Source organism: Microbacterium hydrocarbonoxydans, from assembly GCF_000956475.1.
Lineage (GTDB): Bacteria > Actinomycetota > Actinomycetes > Actinomycetales > Microbacteriaceae > Microbacterium > Microbacterium hydrocarbonoxydans_A.
Genome location: NZ_JYJB01000009.1, coordinates 291,249 through 312,407, shown reverse-complemented (window position 1 = coordinate 312,407; position 21,159 = coordinate 291,249). Strand labels below are relative to the sequence as shown.

At 68.7% G+C, this 21,159-nt stretch carries 20 protein-coding genes; 3 read left to right on the top strand and 17 right to left on the bottom strand.

The annotated features are described in order from the left end of the window. Positions 1 to 134: 134 nt before the first annotated feature. From RS84_RS10635 to RS84_RS10595, 9 genes are all read right to left on the bottom strand, one after another. On the bottom strand, positions 135 to 908 hold the full coding sequence (locus RS84_RS10635; protein ID WP_045257759.1) for an SDR family NAD(P)-dependent oxidoreductase: 774 nt from the start codon (positions 906 to 908) through the stop codon (positions 135 to 137). Further along, a complete protein-coding gene (locus RS84_RS10630) occupies positions 905 to 1,909 on the bottom strand; it encodes a fumarylacetoacetate hydrolase family protein (RefSeq protein WP_045257758.1) in 1,005 nt (334 codons plus the stop codon). The genes RS84_RS10635 and RS84_RS10630 overlap by 4 nt, the downstream gene beginning before the upstream one ends. After that, entirely contained in the window at positions 1,906 to 2,910 is a 1,005-nt protein-coding gene (locus tag RS84_RS10625) for an amidohydrolase family protein (protein ID WP_045257757.1), read from the bottom strand. Before RS84_RS10625 ends, RS84_RS10630 begins: the two co-directional genes overlap by 4 nt. Beyond that, positions 2,907 to 4,043, bottom strand: a complete 1,137-nt coding sequence (locus RS84_RS10620) for an FAD-dependent monooxygenase (RefSeq protein ID WP_045257756.1) — start codon at positions 4,041 to 4,043, stop codon at positions 2,907 to 2,909. The genes RS84_RS10625 and RS84_RS10620 overlap by 4 nt, the downstream gene beginning before the upstream one ends. Before the next feature lie 39 nt (positions 4,044 to 4,082). Next, positions 4,083 to 5,102 carry a cyclase family protein gene (locus tag RS84_RS10615; RefSeq protein ID WP_045257755.1) on the bottom strand — a complete coding sequence of 340 codons (1,020 nt, stop codon included), beginning with the start codon at positions 5,100 to 5,102 and terminating at the stop codon, positions 4,083 to 4,085. Then, the gene (locus RS84_RS10610; RefSeq protein ID WP_045257754.1) at positions 5,102 to 6,064 is read right to left on the bottom strand and encodes a fumarylacetoacetate hydrolase family protein; all 963 of its coding nucleotides are present in this window, start codon (positions 6,062 to 6,064) and stop codon (positions 5,102 to 5,104) included. The genes RS84_RS10615 and RS84_RS10610 overlap by 1 nt, the downstream gene beginning before the upstream one ends. Positions 6,065 to 6,151: 87 nt before the next feature. Beyond that, positions 6,152 to 7,168, bottom strand: coding sequence for a VOC family protein (locus tag RS84_RS10605; RefSeq protein ID WP_045257753.1), 1,017 nt, complete (start codon positions 7,166 to 7,168; stop codon positions 6,152 to 6,154). A gap of 97 nt (positions 7,169 to 7,265) precedes the next feature. Beyond that, complete coding sequence (locus tag RS84_RS10600; RefSeq protein ID WP_052676325.1) at positions 7,266 to 8,048, bottom strand: hypothetical protein; 783 nt, start codon at positions 8,046 to 8,048, stop codon at positions 7,266 to 7,268. Then, positions 8,045 to 9,127, bottom strand: coding sequence for a Gfo/Idh/MocA family protein (locus RS84_RS10595; RefSeq protein ID WP_235281468.1), 1,083 nt, complete (start codon positions 9,125 to 9,127; stop codon positions 8,045 to 8,047). Before RS84_RS10595 ends, RS84_RS10600 begins: the two co-directional genes overlap by 4 nt. A 100-nt stretch (positions 9,128 to 9,227) precedes the next feature. Between RS84_RS10595 and RS84_RS10590 the strand changes: the two genes are divergently transcribed. The 3 genes from RS84_RS10590 (at position 9,228) to RS84_RS10575 (ending at position 13,845) form a co-directional block, all read left to right on the top strand. Continuing rightward, on the top strand, positions 9,228 to 10,496 hold the full coding sequence (locus tag RS84_RS10590; protein ID WP_045257751.1) for an ROK family protein: 1,269 nt from the start codon (positions 9,228 to 9,230) through the stop codon (positions 10,494 to 10,496). A gap of 67 nt (positions 10,497 to 10,563) precedes the next feature. Further along, positions 10,564 to 12,006, top strand: coding sequence for a hypothetical protein (locus RS84_RS10580; protein ID WP_235281467.1), 1,443 nt, complete (start codon positions 10,564 to 10,566; stop codon positions 12,004 to 12,006). Positions 12,007 to 12,273: 267 nt separating this feature from the next. Then, positions 12,274 to 13,845: an HNH endonuclease signature motif containing protein gene (locus RS84_RS10575; protein ID WP_045257750.1), complete on the top strand. Its 1,572-nt coding sequence runs from the start codon at positions 12,274 to 12,276 to the stop codon at positions 13,843 to 13,845. A 303-nt stretch (positions 13,846 to 14,148) separates the two neighbouring features. On the opposite strand, the gene RS84_RS10570 is transcribed toward RS84_RS10575, so the two are convergent. The 8 genes from RS84_RS10570 to RS84_RS10535 form a co-directional block, all read right to left on the bottom strand. After that, positions 14,149 to 15,012, bottom strand: coding sequence for a ThuA domain-containing protein (locus RS84_RS10570; RefSeq protein WP_235281465.1), 864 nt, complete (start codon positions 15,010 to 15,012; stop codon positions 14,149 to 14,151). Position 15,013: 1 nt separating this feature from the next. Then, entirely contained in the window at positions 15,014 to 16,021 is a 1,008-nt protein-coding gene (locus tag RS84_RS10565) for a sugar phosphate isomerase/epimerase family protein (protein ID WP_045257748.1), read from the bottom strand. Positions 16,022 to 16,167: 146 nt separating this feature from the next. Continuing rightward, the gene (locus RS84_RS10560) at positions 16,168 to 17,337 is read right to left on the bottom strand and encodes a Gfo/Idh/MocA family protein (RefSeq protein ID WP_152641801.1); all 1,170 of its coding nucleotides are present in this window, start codon (positions 17,335 to 17,337) and stop codon (positions 16,168 to 16,170) included. Continuing rightward, complete coding sequence (locus RS84_RS10555) at positions 17,334 to 17,750, bottom strand: C-glycoside deglycosidase beta subunit domain-containing protein (protein ID WP_045257747.1); 417 nt, start codon at positions 17,748 to 17,750, stop codon at positions 17,334 to 17,336. Before RS84_RS10555 ends, RS84_RS10560 begins: the two co-directional genes overlap by 4 nt. Before the next feature lie 8 nt (positions 17,751 to 17,758). Continuing rightward, on the bottom strand, positions 17,759 to 18,541 hold the full coding sequence (locus tag RS84_RS10550; protein WP_045257746.1) for a nuclear transport factor 2 family protein: 783 nt from the start codon (positions 18,539 to 18,541) through the stop codon (positions 17,759 to 17,761). Between the two features lie 21 nt (positions 18,542 to 18,562). Then, positions 18,563 to 19,600 (bottom strand): sugar phosphate isomerase/epimerase family protein, encoded by a 1,038-nt coding sequence (locus RS84_RS10545; RefSeq protein WP_045257745.1) that lies wholly within the window; start codon positions 19,598 to 19,600, stop codon positions 18,563 to 18,565. Then, a complete protein-coding gene (locus tag RS84_RS10540) occupies positions 19,597 to 20,721 on the bottom strand; it encodes a sugar phosphate isomerase/epimerase family protein (protein ID WP_045257744.1) in 1,125 nt (374 codons plus the stop codon). The genes RS84_RS10545 and RS84_RS10540 overlap by 4 nt, the downstream gene beginning before the upstream one ends. After that, a complete protein-coding gene (locus tag RS84_RS10535; protein ID WP_045257743.1) occupies positions 20,718 to 21,122 on the bottom strand; it encodes a C-glycoside deglycosidase beta subunit domain-containing protein in 405 nt (134 codons plus the stop codon). Before RS84_RS10535 ends, RS84_RS10540 begins: the two co-directional genes overlap by 4 nt. Between the last annotated feature and the right edge of the window lie 37 nt (positions 21,123 to 21,159).

Below are 21,159 nucleotides of genomic sequence, written 5' to 3'. Positions count from 1 at the left end.
GAGTCATCCGTTGAGTGCCCGAACGATCGGGCCGTCGACGCGACCTTGTGTGCCCCGCACACGCCATCGCATGCGGGATCAGGCTCAGCGAACCTCGACGTCACGTCGATTCTACGCGAACTTCAGTCTTATTTCTACTTAAGTTCGCGTGCGATCCGATCGCTCAGCAGCTTGGCCCCGCCGACGGCCGTGAACGCTCCGTCGATCGGGATCTCCGCACCCGAGACGTACGCCGCGGCATCCGACAGCAGGAAGGCGACGACCTGTGCCACCTCCCCCGCCTCCCCGAACCGCTCCAGCGGAGTGAGCTCCAGCTGCGAAGCGCGCATGGCCTGGGGCGCGGTCGCCGTCATCTCGGTCTCGATGAAGCCGGGGTGCACGATGTTGACTCTGATGCCGCGCGGCCCGTATTCGTTCGCCGCGACGTGCGTGAGACCGCGCAGCGCCCACTTGGACGTGGTGTACGCGGCCGTGTAGTGCGCCGTGAGGGCTGCGGAGGAGCCGACGTTCACGATCGACGAGCCCACCGACATGAGCGGAGCCAGATGGCGGATGCCGAGCATCGGCCCCGTCGTGTTCACCGCGATGACTCGGTCCCAGTCGGCCCGCTCGGTGTCGCCGAGGCGCGCGCGGTGAGTGATGCCGGCGTTGTTGACCAGGCCCCGCAGCGGCGTCTCCTCCCGAGCAAGATCCGCGGCGAGCGCCCGCCATTCATCCTCGACCGTGACGTCGAGCCGTCGGTACTCGACCCCCGGCCCTGAGAGCTCGGGGGCGTCATCGGCGATGTCGGTCGCCACGACCCTGGCGCCGTGACCGGCCAGCAGCAGCGCCTCTGCGGCGCCTTGTCCGCGGGCGGCTCCGGTCACGACGATCGTGCGACCGGCGAGACCCGGCAGCAGATCGGTCATGCAGATTCGCGGTGACGCAGCCGGGGACGCGGGCGCGCGGCGGGAATCTCAGGGGCGGCGATCGCCGCCCCCACCCGGTTCACGAGCTCGCCGATGCCCTCGATGACCATCCGCACCTCGTCGCCCTCGCGCAGCGGCGGCGGGGTCAGAGCCTGGTTGCGCCCCCACAGCTCGCCCAGGCATCCGCCGTTGCCGACCGTGCCCGAGCCGAGCACGTCACCGGGCACGACCCTCGAGTTGCGCGACGCGTAGGCGACGAACTCGGGGAACGGCCAGCCGGCGTTCGAGAGCAGATCCTCCCCGATCAGCTCGCCGTTGACGTAGACCTCTGCACGGAGCGCGAGGAAGCCGTCGGCGTCGAGATACGGTGCGACCTCGTCGGCCGTGACGATCCAGGGGCCGAGCGTGGTGCCGAAGTCCTTGCCCTTCGCCGGGCCCAGGCGCACCTTCATCTCCCGCGCCTGCAGGTCGCGCGCCGACCAGTCGTTCATGATCGTGTACCCGAAGATCACGGATGCGGCGGCCTCCGCATCGAGGTTCGACTCCCCCGCCTCGGCGTCGCCGCCGACGACCACGGCGAGCTCGAGCTCGAAGTCGAGCTTCTCCGTCACCGGGGGCCGCACCACGTCGTCCGGACCGGAGATCGTGTGCGGGTTGGTGAAGTAGAAGGTCGGGGCCTCGTACCACTCGGCGGCGACATCACTCTTGCCTTCGACTCCGGCGCTCACCCCCTCCACGTGCTCCTCGAACGCGACGAAGTCGCGCACGGATGCCGGCACCAGCGGCGCGAGCAGGCGCACGTCGGCCAGCGGCACGGCGCGGACCGACGCGAGCGGCGCACCCGCGGCATCCGTCACCCGCTCGTACAGCTCGTGCGCGCCGGTCAGCCCCCGATGCAGCACATCGGCTACCGCCAGCCCGTCGGGGAAGGCGACCACCCGGTCGCCGATCACGAACCCCTCGCCGGTTCCGCTGCCGTCGGCCCAGCGGGCGATCCTCATGCCCGTACCTTCGTCTTCAGCAGCTCTTCGGCATTGCCCGAGAGGATGCGCTGCGTGATCTCGGCCGGCAGCTCGGCGCCGTGCACGAAGGCCACGGGGTCGTCGAGTCCCATGTCGAAGGGGAAGTCGCTCCCCAGCAGCACTCGCGATCCCCCGGCCGCCTCGACGAGGTGCCGCAGCGCGATCGGATCGTGCACGACCGTGTCGAACCACAGCTTCTTCAGGTACGTCGACGGTGCATGCGCGCATCCGTGCGCCTCGGGTCGCACCTTCCACGCGCGGTCGGAGCGGCCGATCGCGAACGGCAGATACCCGCCGCCGTGCGCGGCGACGATCTTGAGCCCCGGATGCCGGTCGAGCACGCCCGCGAAGATGAGGTGCGAGAGCGCCACCGCGTTCTCGGTCGGCTGCCCGACGGTATTGGAGAGGTAGAAGCGGTCGAGCCGCTCGTCGAGACTGCAGCCGAAGGGGTGCAGGAACACGATGCAGCCCAGCTCCTCCGCGCGCGCCCAGAACGGCTCGAGCCGCTCGTCGGAGAGTTCGACATCACCCGCGAACGACGAGATCTCGACGCCCGCGAGACCGCGGCCGAGCACGGCGTCGTCGAGGTACTCCACGATGTGGGCCGGATGCTGCAGCGGCACGGCCCCGAGCCCGATCAGCCGGTCGGGCGCCTGCGCGACGTGCTCGGCGATCAGGCGGTTCGTCTCGCCGGCGACCCAGCCGGCCAGGCCCTCGTTCGCCCACGGGTAGAAGTGGTTCGGCGAGACGCTGACCCACTGCTTCTCGACGCCCTGCGCGTCCATCGCGGCCAGCCGGGCGTGCACATCGGTGAGCTGCGGGATGCGGGCGCCGATCATGGCCCCGGAGGCCTTCAGGCTCTCGACGCCGTTGCGCCGGCGCTCGAGGTCGGCCGCCGCGGCGACCTCCTCGGGTGCGCGGCGCTCGACCTCGGCGTGCAGGGCGGGCAGCAGGAGGTGGGCGTGGACGTCGGTGGTCATGCCGGTACCGCCATCTGCTGCGCGATGCCGAAGATCAGGCCGCCGGCGTCGGCATCCCGGTCTCCGTCGATCTGCCACTGGCCGAGCTGCACCGAGGCGTTCACGACGGCGGCGGCGCGGGGCAGTCGTCGGGCGTGGAACTCGTCCCACAGCGACTGGTCGACGGCATCCTTTCCGGTGAGCAGCTCGGTGAGCACGAGAGCGTCTTCGAGCCCCTGCGCCGCACCCTGCGCGATCGTGGGAGGGCAGGAGTGCGCGGCGTCGCCGATGATGACCACGCGGCCGCGGTTCCAGGCCCCGTCGACGAGGTGCTTCGTGAACCAGGTGTAGTTGGCAGTCGCGCCGGCTTCGAGGTCGGCGCGGATGTCGTTCCACGGCCCGTCATAGGCGCGCGACTCCTCGAGCATGATGCGGGTCGCCTCCTCGGGCGAGATGCCGACGCGGTCCTGCGCCTTCTCGACGAGGAACGCGTACATGCTGTTCTCCCCCGTCGGCGTGTAGCCGGCGATGTACACCGGGCCGCCGTAGTAGAGCTCGCTGCGCATGACGTCGTCCGGGCGCGAGACGAAGGTGCGCCAGATGCCCATGCCGGTCGGCTCGGGCTTGGTCTCGATGCCGATCAGGCCGCGCACGGTGGAGTTGAGCCCGTCCGCGCCGATCAGCAGGTCGTAGGAGCCCGCCGACTCGCCGTCGACGAAGACCTCGACCGCGTCGGCGGCGTTCGTGTCGATGCCGGTGACCTGCGCGCCGAAGCGCACGTTCGCGCCCTCCGCCGCGGCGTGTGCGAGCAGGATGCGGGCGAGCTCGGGGCGCGGCATTCCCATCCCGGAGGGATAGTCCGGTCCACCGGTCTTGACGTCGGGAAGCTGAGCCACGACGGGTGCCCCAGGCCCCGGGGCGCGGAGGTTCAGGCCTTCAAATGCGAATCCGGCATCGCGGATGTCGTTCCACGCGCCGAGTGCATCGAACACGCGCAGGGCGTTGCCCTGCAGCGTGATGCCGGAGCCGAGCGCGCTCAGCTCGGCCTTGGATTCGAAGACGTCGACCTCGACGCCGGCTTTCGCCAGCTGGATCGCTGCCGCGAGGCCCGCGACTCCGCTTCCGGCGATCGCGACCTTGTTCACTGCGGTCATGTCAGAACCTCCCTGTTCTGTCTCTTGGTTCTGCGTGGGTCAGAGGATGGCGACGGGGTTGATCGGCGAGCCGACGGCCCCGGTGATGGGCAGCGGCGCCGCCGAGAGCAGGAAGTCCCAGCGTCCGCGTTCAGCGCACGCAGCGGCGAGCGCCTCGAGGTTCCACATCTCGCCGATCGTGAGGCCGATGTTGGGGATCACGACCTGGTGAAGCGGCTGGAAGGCAGGGACGTCGAACTCGTTCGGGCGCACTTCGAAGCCCCAGGTGTCGGTGGCGATCGCGGCGATCTCGGTGCGATGCAGCCAGCCGGCCGTCGTGAGGCTGAGGCCGGGGGCGGGGCCGCCCGCGTAATCGCCCCAGCCCTCGCGCCGGGTGCGCCCGTACTGTCCGGTGCGCACGAGCACGATGTCGCCTCGCCCGATCGCGCTCGAGACGCCCTGCGCCGCGATGCAGGACTCGAGATCGGCGACCGTGATCGCGTGGCCGTCGGCGAGCTCGCCCGTCTCGGGCTCGAGGTGGCGGCCGACATCGAGCAGCACGCCGCGGGAGACGATGACGGATGCCGCGTGCTCGATCCCTGTGACGAGATCGCCCTCGCTGGTCACCACATCGCCGGCCCTGCGTCCGTTCCAGGCGTTGCCGTGGTCGAAGATGTGGCCGAGACCGTCCCATTGCGTAGAGCACTGCAGAGGCATGGAGATGACGTCATCCGCCCCTCCGATGCCGTGCGGGAAGCCCTGGTTGCCGCGTTCGGCGTCGACGCCCGTGTCGGTCATGGTGTGCACCGGGTTGGTGCGACGCCGCCAGCCCTTCTGCGGCCCCTCCGTGTCGAACGCCTGGGCGAGTGAGACCGCGATGCCGTCGCGCACGAGCGCAGCCGCCTCCACGCGCTTGGCCGCGTCGATGAAGTTCAGGGTGCCGAGCACGTCGTCTTCGCCCCAGCGGCCCCAGTTGCGGTACGCCGCTGCGCGGGCGGCGATCTCGGCCTCGGGGTTCGCGCGATCGAGATCGGCCGGACTCTCGCTCGGGCTGGGTTCCTGAGCCGGTCGAAGGGCCATCAGGACGCCTCCCCGACGCAGCGCACGATCTGCGTGCCGAGTCCGCTGATCGATCCGGTCATGACATCGCCGTCGCGCAGGAACCGCTTCCAGTGCTGGCCGTTGCCCGCCGGGCTGCCGGTGAGCAGGATGTCGCCGGGCAGCAGCGGCATCGTCTGCGAGGCGCCGGCGATCAGGGCGGGGATGTCGAACAGCAGGTCGGCGGTGGAGGAGTTCTGCATCACCTCTCCGTTGAGCTCGAGGCGCACGGTGGCGTCGGCCCCGTCGATGAAGGGCGCGGGAACCAGGAAGGGCCCGGTCGGCAGGAACCCCGGTGCGTTCTTGGCACGGTACCAGTCGGTGCCGATCTCCTTCATGTCCTTGCGGAAGACGAGATCTCGCGTGGTGATGTCGTTGACGATCGTGTATCCGGCGACGTGTTCGAGAGCATCCTCTCGACTGACCTGGAACGCCTCGCGGCCGATCACGACGGCGAGCTCCAGCTCCCAGTCGTGCACCTCGCTGTAGCCGGGGAGCACGAGCGGCACGTCGTCGCCGACCACGCACGCGGGCAGGCCGATGAAGAAGTAGGGCTCGCCGTTCGCCTTGCGCTCGTCCATCATCGAGCTCGCGAAGGCGCGAGCCTCCTCAGGAGTGCGGTCGCTGTTCTGCGTGAGCCCGGCGGCGACCAGCTCGATCACGTGCTCGCGGTAGTTGGCGCCGGTCTGCAGCACCTGGCGCGGCTCGACGGGCGCGGTGAGGACGACGTCCGCGAGCGGCAGACTCTCGCCGGTGCCGACTAGCGCCGCGAGCCGATCCCAGTCGGAGGCGGCGAGGAAGGCGTTGAGGTCGGACGCCCCGAGATCCTCGGCGGTCAGCGGGCGGATGCGGTCGCCTGCCACGAGACCGAGGCGCACGGCGTCGCCGTCACGGTAGCGGGCGAGTGCGAAGGGGGCGGTGAGCCCGGCTGACGTCGTCGTCATGGAGTGTCCTCGGTTTCGTGCAGAGATCGGTCTGAGAGAAGTGGTGCGAGGGTGGGGCATCGCGCGGATGCCCCACCCTCGGGTTCGTCAGCCCTGACCGTGCTTGGCGTACGGGTTCAGCAGGGCGTCCTTGATCTCGTCGGGCACGCCCTCCTCGGTGGCGCTCGGGCCGTCGGCCGGAGGGAACGACTCCGTCATCGACATCGGCATGGCGCCGTTGCGGTAGAAGTTGTTCGAGCCGAGCGAGGGCTTCCAGGTGCGAGCCTCCCAGTCGGGCACGTAGTTGCGGTAACCGCCGGTGTTCAGCTCGATGCGCAGGCTCGAGGGCTCGCGATAGTAGAGGAACGTCTGCTCGCCGATGCCGTGGATGTTGGGTCCGTACTCCATCGGGACACCGTTCTCCATGAGGGTGTCTGCGGCGATCAGCAGCTCCTCCCGGGTGTCGACCCAGAAGGCGTAGTGGTTGATGCGGCCGGCGCGGCTGGAGCCGTCGAGCACGACACCGAGATCGTGCGACTTCTCGTTCGTCGTGAGCACGGAGAACACCGAGATGGGCGCCTCGTCGAGCACGGTGCGGGCCATGAAGCGGAAGCCGAGCACGTCGACGTACCACTTCACGAACGCGTCGACGTCGGATGCGGCGATGGTGACGTGGTCGAGCTGGCGAGGGGCCCCCGCGACCTTGCTGCGCTTCTCGGGGCGGTCGGGGTAGATCGACGCCTCGGCGGCCGCGGCCTGGTGACGCTCGACATCCCAGTGCAGCGTCATCTCGTGACCCTGAGGCCCGGTGAAGCGGTAGGCGCGGCCGATCTTGTAGCCGTCGAACCACTCGCCCTGGATGCCCGCGGCTTCGACGCGCTTGGCGGCCTCTTCGAGGGCCTCGGCGCTGGACGTGCGCCATGCCATGGTCTCCAGGCCCGGCTCGGGCCCCTCGACGACGACGACGGAGTAGGAGTAGTAATCGCCCCAGCAGCGCAGATACACCCGGTCGTCCTCGCGGGCGACTTCGGTGAGGCCCACCTGAGTCTTGTAGAACTCGACGGACGCCTCGACGTCGGGCGTCGTGATCGACACGAACGACAGGTGTGAGAGCAGTTTGATCATCTTCGATCCTTTCGGGAAGGGGCCGGTGAGTCCATCTGGGAACTGCCCCGCACTTCTACTTTCGCGACCCTCGACGCATCAGGGAAGCCGATTGTGACTATGTTGGAGATAAAGGTTGTTTATATGCGTGCAGGATCTCCCTCGCCACCCTCTCGTCATGCTCGAGGTCGTCGAGATCGCTCGCGAAACGCGACGATGCGGCTTCGACGGCCCGCCGCAGGGCGACCCGGCGACGCGACTCGCGACGGGTCGGGAAGGTCAGACGGCCCGCTTCCGATGACAGCGCGACGGATGCTTCGCCGATCCCGTCGACGGTGACCTCGACACGCTCCGGGCCGACGGCGAGGACCCGCAGCCGCGTCTTCGCAGACGGGTCGGCGAGCACCGTGACGGACACCGTCGCGGTGCAGCCCGCGGCACGAAGGAGCGCGATCGCACCCGTGCCCGTCGCGTGCACCGCGTCGACACCGATCTCGCCCCCCGAGATCACACGCAGCCATCCGACGGCATCGCGCACCGCCTCGTCGACGCGGGCCGTGGCCGCGGTGCATTCGGCCGTGAAGAGCACGGCGTCGGAGCGCGCACCGACGTCGACGGCGACATCCGGACGCAGGCGCGCGCGATCGACGATGACAGGAATGCCGGGCGGCAGCGCCTCACGCCCTGATCGCCCCGTCATCGGCGGATCGGCGAGCAGCACCGCGACGGGTGCCGATCCGGCACGCACGGGAGCATCGCCCGCGATCACCACGATCGCACCGTCGGCCTCATCGACCAGCCGCACGCTCGCCGGCAGCTCCGCTGCGGCGACGCGATAGTCCGCGTCATCCGCCACCACGCCGATCCGAGCGCCCTGGTCGACGGCCCGCCCGTCGATCATGCGCGCATCCCCACTCGCACGGCATCCGCCGCGGCATCCGCGAGGTCGATCGCGTAGAGCGCGTCAGCCAGGAGAGCGTCGTACTCGACGACCTCGACGCCGTCGACAAGGGCGGCGAGAGCCCGCCACTCGGCGACGTAGCCGTCAACCTCCTCGCGAGGATGCTCGACGACCCGCCCGCTGTCGGTGACCACCCGCACGAGGGCGCTGCCGTCATGCGTGAAGGCGGGGCGGAACTCCACATCCACCTCGTCGGAATCGGTGCCGACCGTGAGACGCCACAGCGCGTCGGCGCCACCGGGCAGCATGACGGCGTTCAGCTGCACGAGCACGCCGTCGGCGATGAAGCCGACCGCGTAGCCGATGGGCGCGAGCGGCCGGGCGTACACGACACGCTCGAGAGCGGGCGCGAGGTCGCGGACGATCGGCAGATCGTGCACGCCGAGGCCGAGCAGCAGGCGCCGCACGATCGCGGCGGCCACATCCGGGTCGCTCATGTCCGGACGAGGATGGGCTCCCTGGACCTGCTCGAGCTCGGTGACCAGGGCATGGTAGCGGCCGTTCGGCGGGAGGGCCGCCATGACCCGGACGGTCTGCACGCGCACGCCCTTCGCGATCAGATGGTGCGTGGCGCGTCCCCACGCGGGGTCGAACAGGTGGTTCGTGCCGATGAGCAGGCTGACGCCGGCGTCGCGGCAGGTGCGGATCACGGCATCCGCCTCGTCGCGGGTGAGCGCGAGCGGCTTCTCGCAGAAGATCGCGCGCTTTCCCGCACGCACCGCGGCCATCACCTGGGCGGCGTGCTGCTCAGGCGGGGAGCAGATCGCCACGACGTCGACCCGCGGATCCGCGAGCAGTGCGGCGGAGCCGGCGGAGTGCGCCGCCCCCGTGCGCGCGGCGAGATGCTCCGCTCGACCGCTGCCGGCATCCGCGATGTGGACGATCTTGAAGTGGTCCGCGACCCGCGCGATCGTCGGGAGGTGCAGGGCGGCCACGCCGGGGCCTGCACCGATCACGCCCACGCCCCGCGGCATCCGCTCTCCTTCGAACCATGCTCCCCCGACGCCGATGTCAGGCACGAGGAACTTACGATGAAAGCGTACCTAAGTGGTGGTGAATCGAACTATAGAGGGTGCTGATATGCGCATCAGCGGCACTGAGTTGTGTCAAGATCAACCCATGGCCAGCGAATCCACCCTTCGGTTCGGCGCTCAGACCGACGAAGTGACCAGCCTGCTGCGAATCGTGAACATGGTCCGCACCGGCGAAGCAACCACCCGCCCGGAGATCGGGCGGGTCACAGGTCTCGGCCGAGGAGTGGTCACACAGCGCGTCGACCAGGCGATCGAGATGGGCTACCTCGAGGATGGCGAATTCGGTCCGTCGTCAGGCGGCCGCGCCCCGCGGACCCTGCGGTTCCGCTCCGAGCGCGGACGCATCATCGTGTGCGCTCTGGGCGCGCTGCACATCCACGTCGGCATCATGGCGCTCGACGGCGACGTGCAGGACCAGACGCATCGCGCCTGGGACATCTCGCGCGGTCCCGCCGAGTCGCTCGACACGGTCATGGAGATGATCGATGAGCTCCTCGGGCGAAACCCCGAGGCGGATGTCTGGGCCGTGACCGTGGGCGTCCCCGGTCCGGTGGACTTCGAGAGCGGCCGACCGGTTGCGCCGCCCATCATGCCCGGATGGAACGGCTTCGACGTGCGCAAGCGGTTCGAGCAGCGGTTCGAGGCGCCCGTCTGGGTCGACAACGACGTGAACCTCCTGGCGTTCGGCGAGCGCGCTCGCCGCGGGGTCGCGCAGCTCGACCTCATCTACGTGAAGATCGGCTCCGGCATCGGCGCGGGCCTCCTGTCACAGGGGCACGTGCATCGCGGCGCGAATGGCGCAGCCGGCGACATCGGCCACGTGCGGGTGCGCGATTCCGAAGAGCCCTGCCGTTGCGGAAAGATCGGCTGCCTGGAAGCCGTCGCCAGCGGATGGGCCCTGGTGCGCGATGCGACCGCGGCCGTGGCCGACGGAGCGTCGGGCGCGCTCGCACGGATCATGGCCGCGGGCGATCAGCTGACTCCGGAGCATGTCTCTGTAGGCGCCACCGACGGCGACGCGCTCGCGATCTCCCTCATCCAGCGTTCCGCACGGGTGGCCGGCGAATCGATCGCGACACTCGTGAACGTCTTCAACCCCAGCGTGATCGTGATCGGCGGGGCCGTGGCATCCGCCGGCGAGGTGTTCCTCGCCGAGGTGCGGCAGAGGGTCTACGAGCTCTCACTTCCCCTTGCGACTCGCGATCTCAGCATCGTCAACTCCGCCAACGACGTTCGCGAGCCTCTTCGCGGCGGGGCCGAACTGGCGCGCGAGCAGCTGTTCGACGTGACCTTCCCGCGGTGGTTCGCGGGCGGTCGGCCGACCATCGAGAGCGCCCACCCGGGCGATGTCTAACTTATTTCTGTTTTAGACATAAGCATGTAGGCTTTGCTCTGAAGTTCCCGAGATGGAAGAGCACCCGATGACGCTTGCTTGCCTGCGCGACGACGCGCTGTCCTCGACGCCAGAAGGTTTCCGGCTGCTGCTGTCGCTGCCGTGGATCCGGTCGCTGCCCCTGTGGAGCGTCAGTGGCCTCACGATCACGATCGATGGGGTCGCGGTGCCGGAACTCCAATGCGAGGTCGGCGGCCGGGTGATCGACGTCGCCGATCTCGCGCACGAAGACGGATGGTGGTTTCTGCAGGAACCTCTCCCGCTGCTGGGCCCTGGTCGTCTCGACGCGGGTTCGCACGAGGTCGTGGCGCAATTCTCTCTCACGATCCCCTACCTGCCTGCAGGTCCGGACGCACCGCTCACCCTTCCCTTCCACGTGCACCGGATGCTGGCAGTCGATGAGGGCCACACGCCCTCCGCGACCGCGACTGCTGCCGCCGTGCCGTCGCCGGTCGATTCGGCGACGCCCCTGCCGACCGGGTGGACGCTCGCCGCCAGCGCGTTCAACTGGACGCCGGAGGTGATCCGCTCCGAGCGCGCCGCGCCCGACATCGCGGTCGACATCGTGTCGCTCGGGGTCGCTTCCGTGATCGAACTCGAACCGGGGCAGCTGTGGCGTTCGTTTCCTGCCGTGGCGGATGCTGAGGCGGAGCAGTTGCGTGAGCGCCTCGCCGCCGTCGGAGGATCGGTGAGCATCGTCGGCGCAAGCCTCGACGACTGGGCATCGCCGACGAGGCGGCGCACGGATGCCGAGCGCCTGGAGTTCCTTCTGCCGCAGCTGCGCACCGCCGAGCGCGTGGGTGCGCAGGGTGTTCGTCTGCCCATCGGCCAGGCGGGCAAGGGGTTGCTCGAACGAATTCTGCCTGTGCTGCACGACCTCGATCTGATGCTGTTCGAGGAGGCGCAGGGGCAGCAGCATCCGGCATCCACTGCTCATGCTGCCGCTTTTGAGACGATCGCCGACTTCGACGACGACCATCTGCGGCTGCTCGTCGACATCAGCATGCTCATGCCGGCCCTCCCCGTGTCGTACCTGGACAGGCTCGAGGCCGGCGGCATACCCGGCGAGCTGCTGACTCGGTTGCGCGATGATTGGAAGGACCAGGCGACGCAGGATGCCGTGGTCGCGCTGCTGCGCTCAGGCGGGGTGCCGCCGGAATTGCACGCCCTGTACATGGACATGATCGTGCGGTTCGGGCGATCGGATGCCGCCGATCTGCGGGCGGTTCTGCCGCTGGTGGGTGCGTTTCACCTCAAGTTCTGGGATCTCGACGATGCGGACGGCCGAGTGTCGGCCCCGATCCGCGCCCTGGGTGCGGAGCTCTCGGCAACGGGCTTCACCGGCACGCTGTGCAGCGAGTGGGGCGGCCACGAGTGGATCGATGCGGATGCCGCCGACATGACCCGCCGGCACCTGGAACTCGCCTCCTCCGCCCTCGCGGCCGGAGCCGCGCTCGCCTCCACTCGTTGAGCGCGCGGTCCGCGGGTCGTTGAGCGAGCGGAGCGAGACGAAACGCGGTGACCCCGTTCCGGTCGTTGAGCGAGCGGAGCGAGACGAAAAGCCGTGACCGTTCCGGTCGCAGTTGGTGCCGTTTGCACGCGATTCAGACGGCGTGAACTGCGACCGGAGTGCGGGTTAGTGTCGCGCCGGAGGGCCATCGAGAAAACGGTGGAAAAGTTTCTCTGATCGGCCTGTTTTCGGGGTCGGAATGTCGGTGGCCCTCGGCATGATGGAGGTATGAACAGCATCGCCGGAACGCTCGCGCAGGTCGCGTCGGATCTGCGTGCGGTGCTGTCCGATGACGGCGTGGCTGGTCTGGCGGAGGGGGAGCGGGCGGAGGTGCTGCGGGGATTCGGTGAGGTGTCGCGGCTGGTCGACGCGGGGATCGTGGAGACGGTCGCGACCGCGGATGTCGAATTCGGGCACCGGTTCGGATGCCGTGGCATGAACGAGCTGCTGCAGCGGGCGCTGCTGACCGACGCCCCGTCGGCGTCGAAGATCGTGAAAGCCGCCGACCTGGTGCACCGGGACATGAACATCGTGTCGGGGGAACGGCTCCCGGCCCGGTGGCCCGCCCTGCGTGAGGCGCTACTCGACGGGGCCGTCGAGATCGCCGGGTTGCTCGCTGCGACGAATCCGATCGAGTATGCCCGCACCCGGATCGGTGTCGACGAGCGGCTCTGGGCTGATGAGGTTCTCGCCTCTCACGCGCGGGGCTCGTCCGGGTGGGGCGATTCCGCGGCAGGCGACGACCCTGCCGACGGTGGCGCTTATGCCGCAGCCACTGGCGTTGACGCCGACGCTGACTCCGCTGGTCCTGACGCTGACGCTGACGCGGACATTGACGGTGACGGAGCGGGTGCTGACGTGGGCACGGACGCCGCGGGTCCTCCGGCGACGGCGGATGATCTGCGGCAGCTCGCGGCGGCGCTCGCGATGATCCTCGACCCGGACGGGGCCGAGCCGACCGACCGGGATGCGCAGCAGGGGCGGTTCCTGAATCTCGGGCGGTTGCACAGGGGCGCGCATCGATTGGCGGGGAGTGTCACGCCCGAGGTCGCGGCGCAGCTGCAAGTGATCTTCGACGCGTTCAACAACCCGAAGGTCGGCGGGGCACCTGCCCCCGGGGTCACGTTCACGGAGGCGGGCACCGGCGGAGATGCGGACGCGGCCGGAGACGAGTTCAACACCGACCCGCGGAACGTGATCGACCCCCGTACCCCCGGCCAGAAACGCCACGACGCCTTAGCCGCGGTGTTGGGTATAGCTGCCCGACACGAGGACATGCCCACCCTGGGTGGTGCGGCGCCGACCCTCGTGGTCCACGTCGACGCGAAAGACCTGGCAGCAGGGACGGGATGGGCAACGGTCCCCGGCTCCGGGGCCCCGGTGCCGCTGTCTGTCGCGGCGCACACCGCGTGCACAGGTGCGATTCAGCGGGTCCTGTTCGATGAAGGCCGCATCGTCGGCATCACCACCACGGACCGGGTGTTCACCGTCCATCAACGACGGGCGATCATCGCGAGGGATCGGGAATGCCTCATCCCCGGATGCCACGTCCCCGCCTCCTGGTGCGAGATCCATCACGTCACCGAACACGCCCGCGGCGGACCCACCCACACCGACAACGGTGTGCCCCTGTGCTGGTGGCACCACCGCTCCCTCGGCAATTCGGGGTGGGAAGTCCGCATGAACGCAGGGGTCCCGCAGATCCGCGGACCCGCCTGGTGGGACCCCACCCAACAGTGGCGCACCCCACGACTCTCCGCGCCGTCAGCACCCGCCCGCCATACAGTGCTGCGCACCTGACCGAAGTGATCGACGCCCAACACGGGGTGAGGCGTTTCGTCTCGCTGCGCTCGCTCAACGACCAGGAAGAGGGACATCTTCGGCTCGCTGTGCGCGCAATCCAATCGGAACCTTGCCGCGTTTCGTCTCGCTGCGCTCGCTCAACGACCGGTGTGAGGGATCACGTCCGTCTCGCTGCGCGCGCTCAACGACCAGGAGAACCTGCGCTCGCTCAACGGTCGCGGGGCGGGAACCGGGAGTGACGCGTTTCGTCTCGCTGCGCTCACTCAACGACCGGGAGAAAGGAGTCCGATCTCCGCGAACTCAGCCCTCGTGGTTGTAATACGGCCACGGCAGGAAGCGCCGCTCTCCGCGGCGATCCGGCCCCTCGAGCGACACGGACCCGGTCGCGGCCCACTCCACGCCGCGCGGGAACATCCTGATGAACTCGATGCGGCGGAACGTGTCGATGTCGTGCCCGATCGTGATCGTGAACGACCGCCCCGCACCGTACTCGTTGATCCAGGCGATCGGCTGATCCGTGTTCATCCCCGGCAGCGCCGCAATCCCCTCCGGCGGGAGGTCCACGGGATAGTGCGACATCGGCCACACGGGCGCGTTCTCATAGGACTCGAGATCGTCGAAGGTCGTCAGCAGCACCTGCGCCCCCTGGTACATCTGCACACCGGTCAGGATGTCGTCACCCGTGACGGTCCAGCGAGCGCTGATCCCCTCGGTGATCGGATGCCTCGGCTCGACCGTGTCGAGCTGCGCCTCACCCCAGGGTCGCGGACGCAGCCCGGTCTCGAAGGCGCTGAGCTTCGCGCCGCGCATGACGTTGTACTCCTCCGGGTATCCCCACGAGTCCTCCTGCGCCGCGGAACCGTGGAACCAGACGATGCCCTTGCCGGCATCGCGCACGAAGCTCAGCAGCGCGGCATCCGTCTCCGTCCCGAACCCGACCGCCTGGTCGTGGTACCCGTCCCGGCCCTCGAACACGACGATCACGACGTCGTACTTGTCGATGATCTCGGCGCCCAGCCCACGCGGATCCTCCACGACCCGCACCCGGAACCGCCCGGTGTCCTCGAGCAGCGTCGTGAGCCACTGGTTGTGCTGACGGAAGCTGCGGTGCTCGTTGTCGTGCTCGCGGGTCATGTGCCCGGACAGGATGAGAACGTTCAGCATGTCAGTCCGCTTTCGTCGAGAACGCCGCGTCGAAGGCGGCGACCGGCGGGGTGATCGCATTGAGCGTGCGCACGAAAGCCAGGGCCTCCGGCGCGCCCTGCAGGCGGTCCATTCCGGCGTCCTCCCACTCGACCGAGGTCGGGCCGTCGTAGCCGATCGCGTTGAGGGCACGGAACAGCGGCTCCCACGGCACCTCGCCGTGGGCGGTGGACACGAACGTCCAACCGCGCCGCGGGTTCGCCCACGGCAGATGCGAGCCGAGCACGCCATTGCGCCCGTCGAGGTTGGTGATCGACTCCTTCACGTGCACATGGAAGATGTGCGGAGCGAAGTCGAGCACGAACGCCACCGGGTCGAGCTGCTGCCACATGAAATGGGAGGGGTCGAAGTTGATGCCGAACGACGAGCGGTGGCCGATCGCCTCGAGCGTCGCCTTCGCGGTCCAGTAGTCGTAGGCGATCTCGCTGGGGTGCACCTCGAGCGCGAACCGCACGCCCACCTCCTCGAACACGTCGAGGATCGGATGCCAGCGGTCCGCGAAGTCCTGGTAGCCCGCGGCGATCCACTCATCGGATGCCGGCGGGAACATCGCCACGGCCTTCCAGATCGACGACCCGGTGAAGCCGGTCACGGTCTTCACTCCGAGCGCGGCGGCGAAGCGAGCCGTGTCCTTCAGCTCCTCGGCGGCGCGCTGCCGCACGCCCTCCGCGTCCCCGTCTCCCCATACCCGGTCGGGCAGGATGTCACGGTGCCGCTCGTCGATCGGATCGTCGCACACCGCCTGGCCGGCGAGGTGGTTCGAGATGGTCCACACCTTCAGCCCATTGCGCTCGAGGATGTCGAGCCGGCTCTGCACGTAGGCCTCGTCATCCCACCGGGAGACGTCGATGTGATCGCCCCAGCAGGCGATTTCGAGGCCGTCATAGCCCCACTCCCCCGCGAGTCGCGCCACCTCCTCGAACGGCAGATCGGCCCACTGGCCGGTGAACAGCGTGATCGGTCGTGCCATGGTTGTTCTCCTTCGAAGTCATGCGCGGGGCTGCGCGTTTCGTCTCGTCGCTTCATGGTTCCTGAGCGCCCCTCGCCTCAGTCGCTTCGCTCCTTCGCTCAGGAACCATGAAGCGAGACGAAGGCCCCTCGCTCAACGAGCGGTGGTCAGGGTGCGGCGATGCGCGTCCAGGCCGAGTCGTTCGCGGCGCTCTCCTCGACGGCCGCGAGCACGCGTTGCACGCTCAGTCCCTCCGCGAAGGTCGGGTGCGGGTCGGCGCCGTCATGAATCGCCTGCACGAGGTCGACGACCTGGTGCACGAATCCGTGCTCGTAGCCGAGCATGTGCCCGGCGGGCCACCATGCAGAGATGTACGGATGCTGCGCCTCTGTGACCAGGATCTTCGTGAAGCCCTGCCGCTCCGCGTCGGCCGTGCGGTCGTAGAACTGCAGGCTGTTGAGGTCCTCGAGGTCGAAGGCCAACGCCCCGCGATCCCCGGAGACCTCGATCGTGAGCGAGTTCTTGCGGCCGGTGGCGAAGCGGGTCGCCTCGAACGACACCAGCGCGCCGCCGGACAACCGTCCGGTGAAGATCGCCGCGTCGTCGACGGTGACATCGCCATAGCCTTCGGCGGCGGTGCCCGACAGACCGGATCCGCTTCCCAGCAGCGGCCGCCGCTTCACGATCGTCTCGACCGTGCCAGACACGGCATCCACGGACTGCCCGGTGACGAACTGGGTCATGTCGATGATGTGCGCGCCGATGTCGCCGAGCGCGCCGGATCCGGCGTGCTCCTTCTGCAGCCGCCACGCGAGCGGAGCCTCAGGGTCGACGAGCCAGTCCTGCCGGTACGCAGCGCGCACCTGCTGCACCGTGCCGACGACGCCCTCTGCGATGAGGTCCCGCAGCAGCGTCACGGCCGGCACCCGACGGTACGTGAAGCCGACCATCGCCTTCGAGCCATGCTCGGCGGCGCGAGCCGCGGCCTGCAGCATCCGCTCGGCCTCCTCCACCGTGTTGGCGAGCGGCTTCTCGCAGAGCACGTGCTTGCCTGCCTCGAGGGCGGCGATCGCGATCTCGGCGTGCGAATCTCCCGGCGTGACGATGTCGACGATGTCGATGTCGTCGCGCGCGATCACCTCGCGCCAGTCCGTGGCCGACTCGGCCCACCCCCAGTGCGCGGCGGCCTCGGCGACGGCATCCGCATTCCGTCCGACGACGACCGTCATCTCGACGTCCGCCGGCAGATCGAACACGCGCGGCGCCTGGCGCCATCCCACCGAGTGCGCGGCACCCATGAAGCCGTAGCCGATCATCGCGACCCGCAGCGCTGTCATGCGAGCACCACCTCTCGTTCGACGGGGACGCGGTTGGTCACGTAACGCCCCGGACCTCCATCCTGTCCGGGCATGATCTGCATGTACAGCAGGCGCATGGTCAGCACGACCTCGACAGTGACCTTCTCGCCCGCAGCCGGCGGGTCGGCGAGCGTGATGAGCACGTCGGGGCGGTCGGCGACGAACCACAGCGTCTCGGACTGCTGGGGCAGCTCGTCGATGCGATACGTGCGCCCCTCGAGCGCGAACCTCAGATCGTCGCGAGGCACAGGCGCGCCGTTGACGGATGCCGCGACATCGTCGACGGCCGAGAGCCAGAGGCTCCGATACCAGGGCAGCTGCACCGAGACGGCGAGGCCGTCGTCCGTGCGGCGCACGTCCTGGTCGGAGAACAGCGAGTTGTGGGTGGCCATGATGTCTCCTAGGCGAAGGTGTCGGTGAAGTGCTCGTGCGGCACCGGCGGCACGGGTTCGAGCTTCTGCACGGTCTCGGGGCTGTAGGGGTGGTTCCTCTGGGGTGCAGGCTCGTCCGCCGGCGGCATGAAGACGGGCTTGCCGTCTTCTCCGAAGTACATGAGATCGAGGTCGAAGGCCCCCTGATTCTTCAGACCGAAACTGACCCAGTTCTCCTCGAACGGGGCACGGGCGAGCTCGTAGCAGCGGAACTTCCAGATCTTCCACTCGCCGTCCTGCTTGAGGAAGTCGATGGCGTACTTGCACCACACCCAGTGCGCCCAGACCTTCTTGCCGAGCACCTCCTCTGGCGAGTACATGTCGGGGAACGCCTCGGCGACCTCCGGATCGGTGAGACCGGACTCGGTGCCGGACATCAGCCAGACGCCCTTGGCCGTCTCGCCGTCGCCCGCGACCTCGATCACGGGCGTCGTCGTCGCGTGCAGGATGAGCTTGCCGACCGGAGCCGGACGGTCGCGGTGGTACCGGGTGACGCTCTCCCAGGTGGTGTACTGCCCCGCGTTGGTGTACCGCGCGCGGATGCCCTCGGTGCCCTCCTTCACCCACAGCGGGATGATCTGCTCGTCCTGGAACGCGTTGTGCAGGTACATGTATCGGCTGAAGAGATTCTCGACCTGGCCGCGATCCTCGGCGCGCTGTGCGAGCCGGCGGAAGTCGGCGACCTGCTCGCGCAGACGCTCGACTTCGGCGAGGAGTTCGGCGACGGATGTCTCGGCGACGGTGTCGGACATGTTCTCGCTCCTTCTGTGCGCTCAGGCCGGCTGGCGCTGAGCGACGGTCTCTTCGATCGCGCGACGCATGAGCACGTGCTGCTTCTTCACGAGATCGATCGGGTCGGCCTCGCCGAGGTCGCTGAACGCGTGCCCCTCCCACTCGCTGGAGAGGTAGCCGGTGTAGCCGCCCTCGACGAACTGACGGACGATGCGCGGGATGTCCATCGCCGGCTCTTCGCCGTCTGCGCCGATGTCGTAGAACTTCGCGTGCACGTGGAAGATCTGCGGCATGATGTCGAGCCACTCCTCCGGCGGCACCAGCCCATGCATGTTGAAGGCGAGGCGCGTGAACGGGCCGAAGCGCAGGAAGTCCACGCCCTCGCCGGTCAGGTAGTCCTCGAACTTCTGGTTGCGAACGTGCATGGGGGTCGGCTCGTGCCAGATCTCGTCCATGACCGGGAAGTGCTTCTCGTCCATCCCCATCTGGCTGAGCGTGCGCAGCAGCGTCGGCGAGAGGCTGTGCATGGTCGACGAGAAGTCGGCAGTGAAGCCCAGGCGGTCGGACTGCAGCTCCTCGTACATCTCGCGCATCTTCAGCACGGCGGGGTCGTTCGGACCCGACGGCGCGTGGATCTCGTAGCCCAGCTTCTGGTCGTACTTCTCGGCGAGCGGCAGCAGACTGCGCAGCAGCTCGCGGCCGTGCGAGCGGATGACGACCTTCTTGAAGCCGAGCGTGTGCGCGGTCTTCAGCTGCCTGGCGAGGAAGTCGTGCTCCTCGTCCGGCGTCATGTCGCGATCCTTGCGGCGCCCCATGTCGAGGTTCGTGCCGATCGCGCTGGGCTCGAGCTCGTACTTGTCGAGAGAGTCGAACCACAGCTTCACGAAATCGGCGTCGACGTCGGGGTACGTGCGCAGCAGCTGTGCGATGTTGAACTCGACACCGGGTCCGATGCCGTTCTCGGCGACGGCCGCGATGAGGGTCTCCGGCGTGAAGACCCCGGCGGCGAACTCGCTCGTCATCGAATAGAGGGTGGTGCCGAGGCGGATGCCGGTGCCCGCGATGTCCTGCGAGGTCATGCCCGCACCCCCTCGGTACGAGGAAGCCACGCGGCGAGCTGACGGCTCGCGTCCGCGGCATCCGTGGTCATGCGACTGCCGGCGTTCTCGGCGGCCGATCGCTGAACTGCCTGCTCGCCCGCGATGATCTCGAACGGCGACTGCCAGTGATTCCAGTGCCAGCCCTCGTACTCGCTGGAGATCGCTCCGTTGTAGCCGTTCTCGACGAGGAGCTTCACCAGCTCGCGCACGGGGACGGAAGGCTCTTCGCCGTTCTCGTCGATACCGAAGAACTTGCCGTGCACATGCTTGATCCACGGCATGATCTCGAGCCAGTCGTCCACGCGCGCGGGACCGAACAGACCCGTGCCGTTGATGCCGAAGTCGATGCCGAGGTCGGGGCGGCCGTTCTGGGCGGCGAGCCCGATGAAGCGGCCGAAGCGCTGGCCGTGGTCGGCCTGATCGGCCGGCGGCCCCTGCTGGTAGAACTCGTTCCACAGGTCCACGACCTTGCCCAGCAGCTCCTCCGAGGCGCCGCGACGGCGGTACGCCTCGATCAGCGACGGGGCGAATCCGGTCACGGTGGCGCCCCAGTCCGCGGTGAAGCCGAGGAACGGCGAGCCGACCTTCTCGTAGCGGTCGCGCAGCGCGAGAATCCGCGGGTGCGAGGCGTACTGGTCGGCGTGCACCTCGAGCGCCAGGGTCACCCCGTGCTCCTCGGCGATCGGGGCGAGCGCCTCCATCGAGTCAGGCTCGATCGAGATCTGGACGCGGGCGATCGGGAAGCCCAGCTTCGCCGCCGCCTTGATCTGCAGCGTCATGTACTCGATCAGCTCGTCCTGGTCGAGCAGACGGTCGCGGTGGATGCCGATGTCGGCGTTCACCGCGAGCGAGGTGGTGACCAGCCCGGTCTCGGCCACGAGGTCGCGGAACCAGCCCGCGTACGCGTCGTCGATGTGCGGGAACCCGCGGAAGCTCGAGAAGCCGATGATCTCGAGCCCGGGGCCGTAGCCCTCGGCGGCCACCTTGCGGATGAGGCCTTCGAGGTCGTACTCGCGTCCGTGGAAGGCGCGCGTGAAGCTGTAGAGCGTGACGCCCTGGATGGGAGAGCCGATGGGGCCCTGAGCCTGTCGAAGGGTCATGCCGCCACCTCCTGCCGTGCGGTCATGGTCTTCGTGTCGTGCTCCTCGATGTGCAGCGTCTCGGTGTCGCTGATGATGATGTACGGAATGTAGAGGGTGAGATCGACCGACACCTCGTGCTCGACGTCGGGGTCGATCGACAGGTCGCCCGACAAGACGGCGGAGTCGAGAGGGAACCACCACTGCTCGGTGTTGTCGACCATCTCGGCGAATGTGAACTCGCGGCCGTTCAGCTGCCAGCGCAGCGACTCGGCAGGGGCCGCGACGCCGTCGATCGTGAGGCCTGCGCCCGCGATGCAGGAAGCCGGCAGCGCGCGATACCACGGGATGCGGACCTCGACCGAGACGCGAGAGCCGTCGGTCTTGAGAGTGCCCTGCTCGATGATGCGATCGGGGATCACTTGCTTCCTCCTTTGGATGCTTTTCCCTTATTCGTAC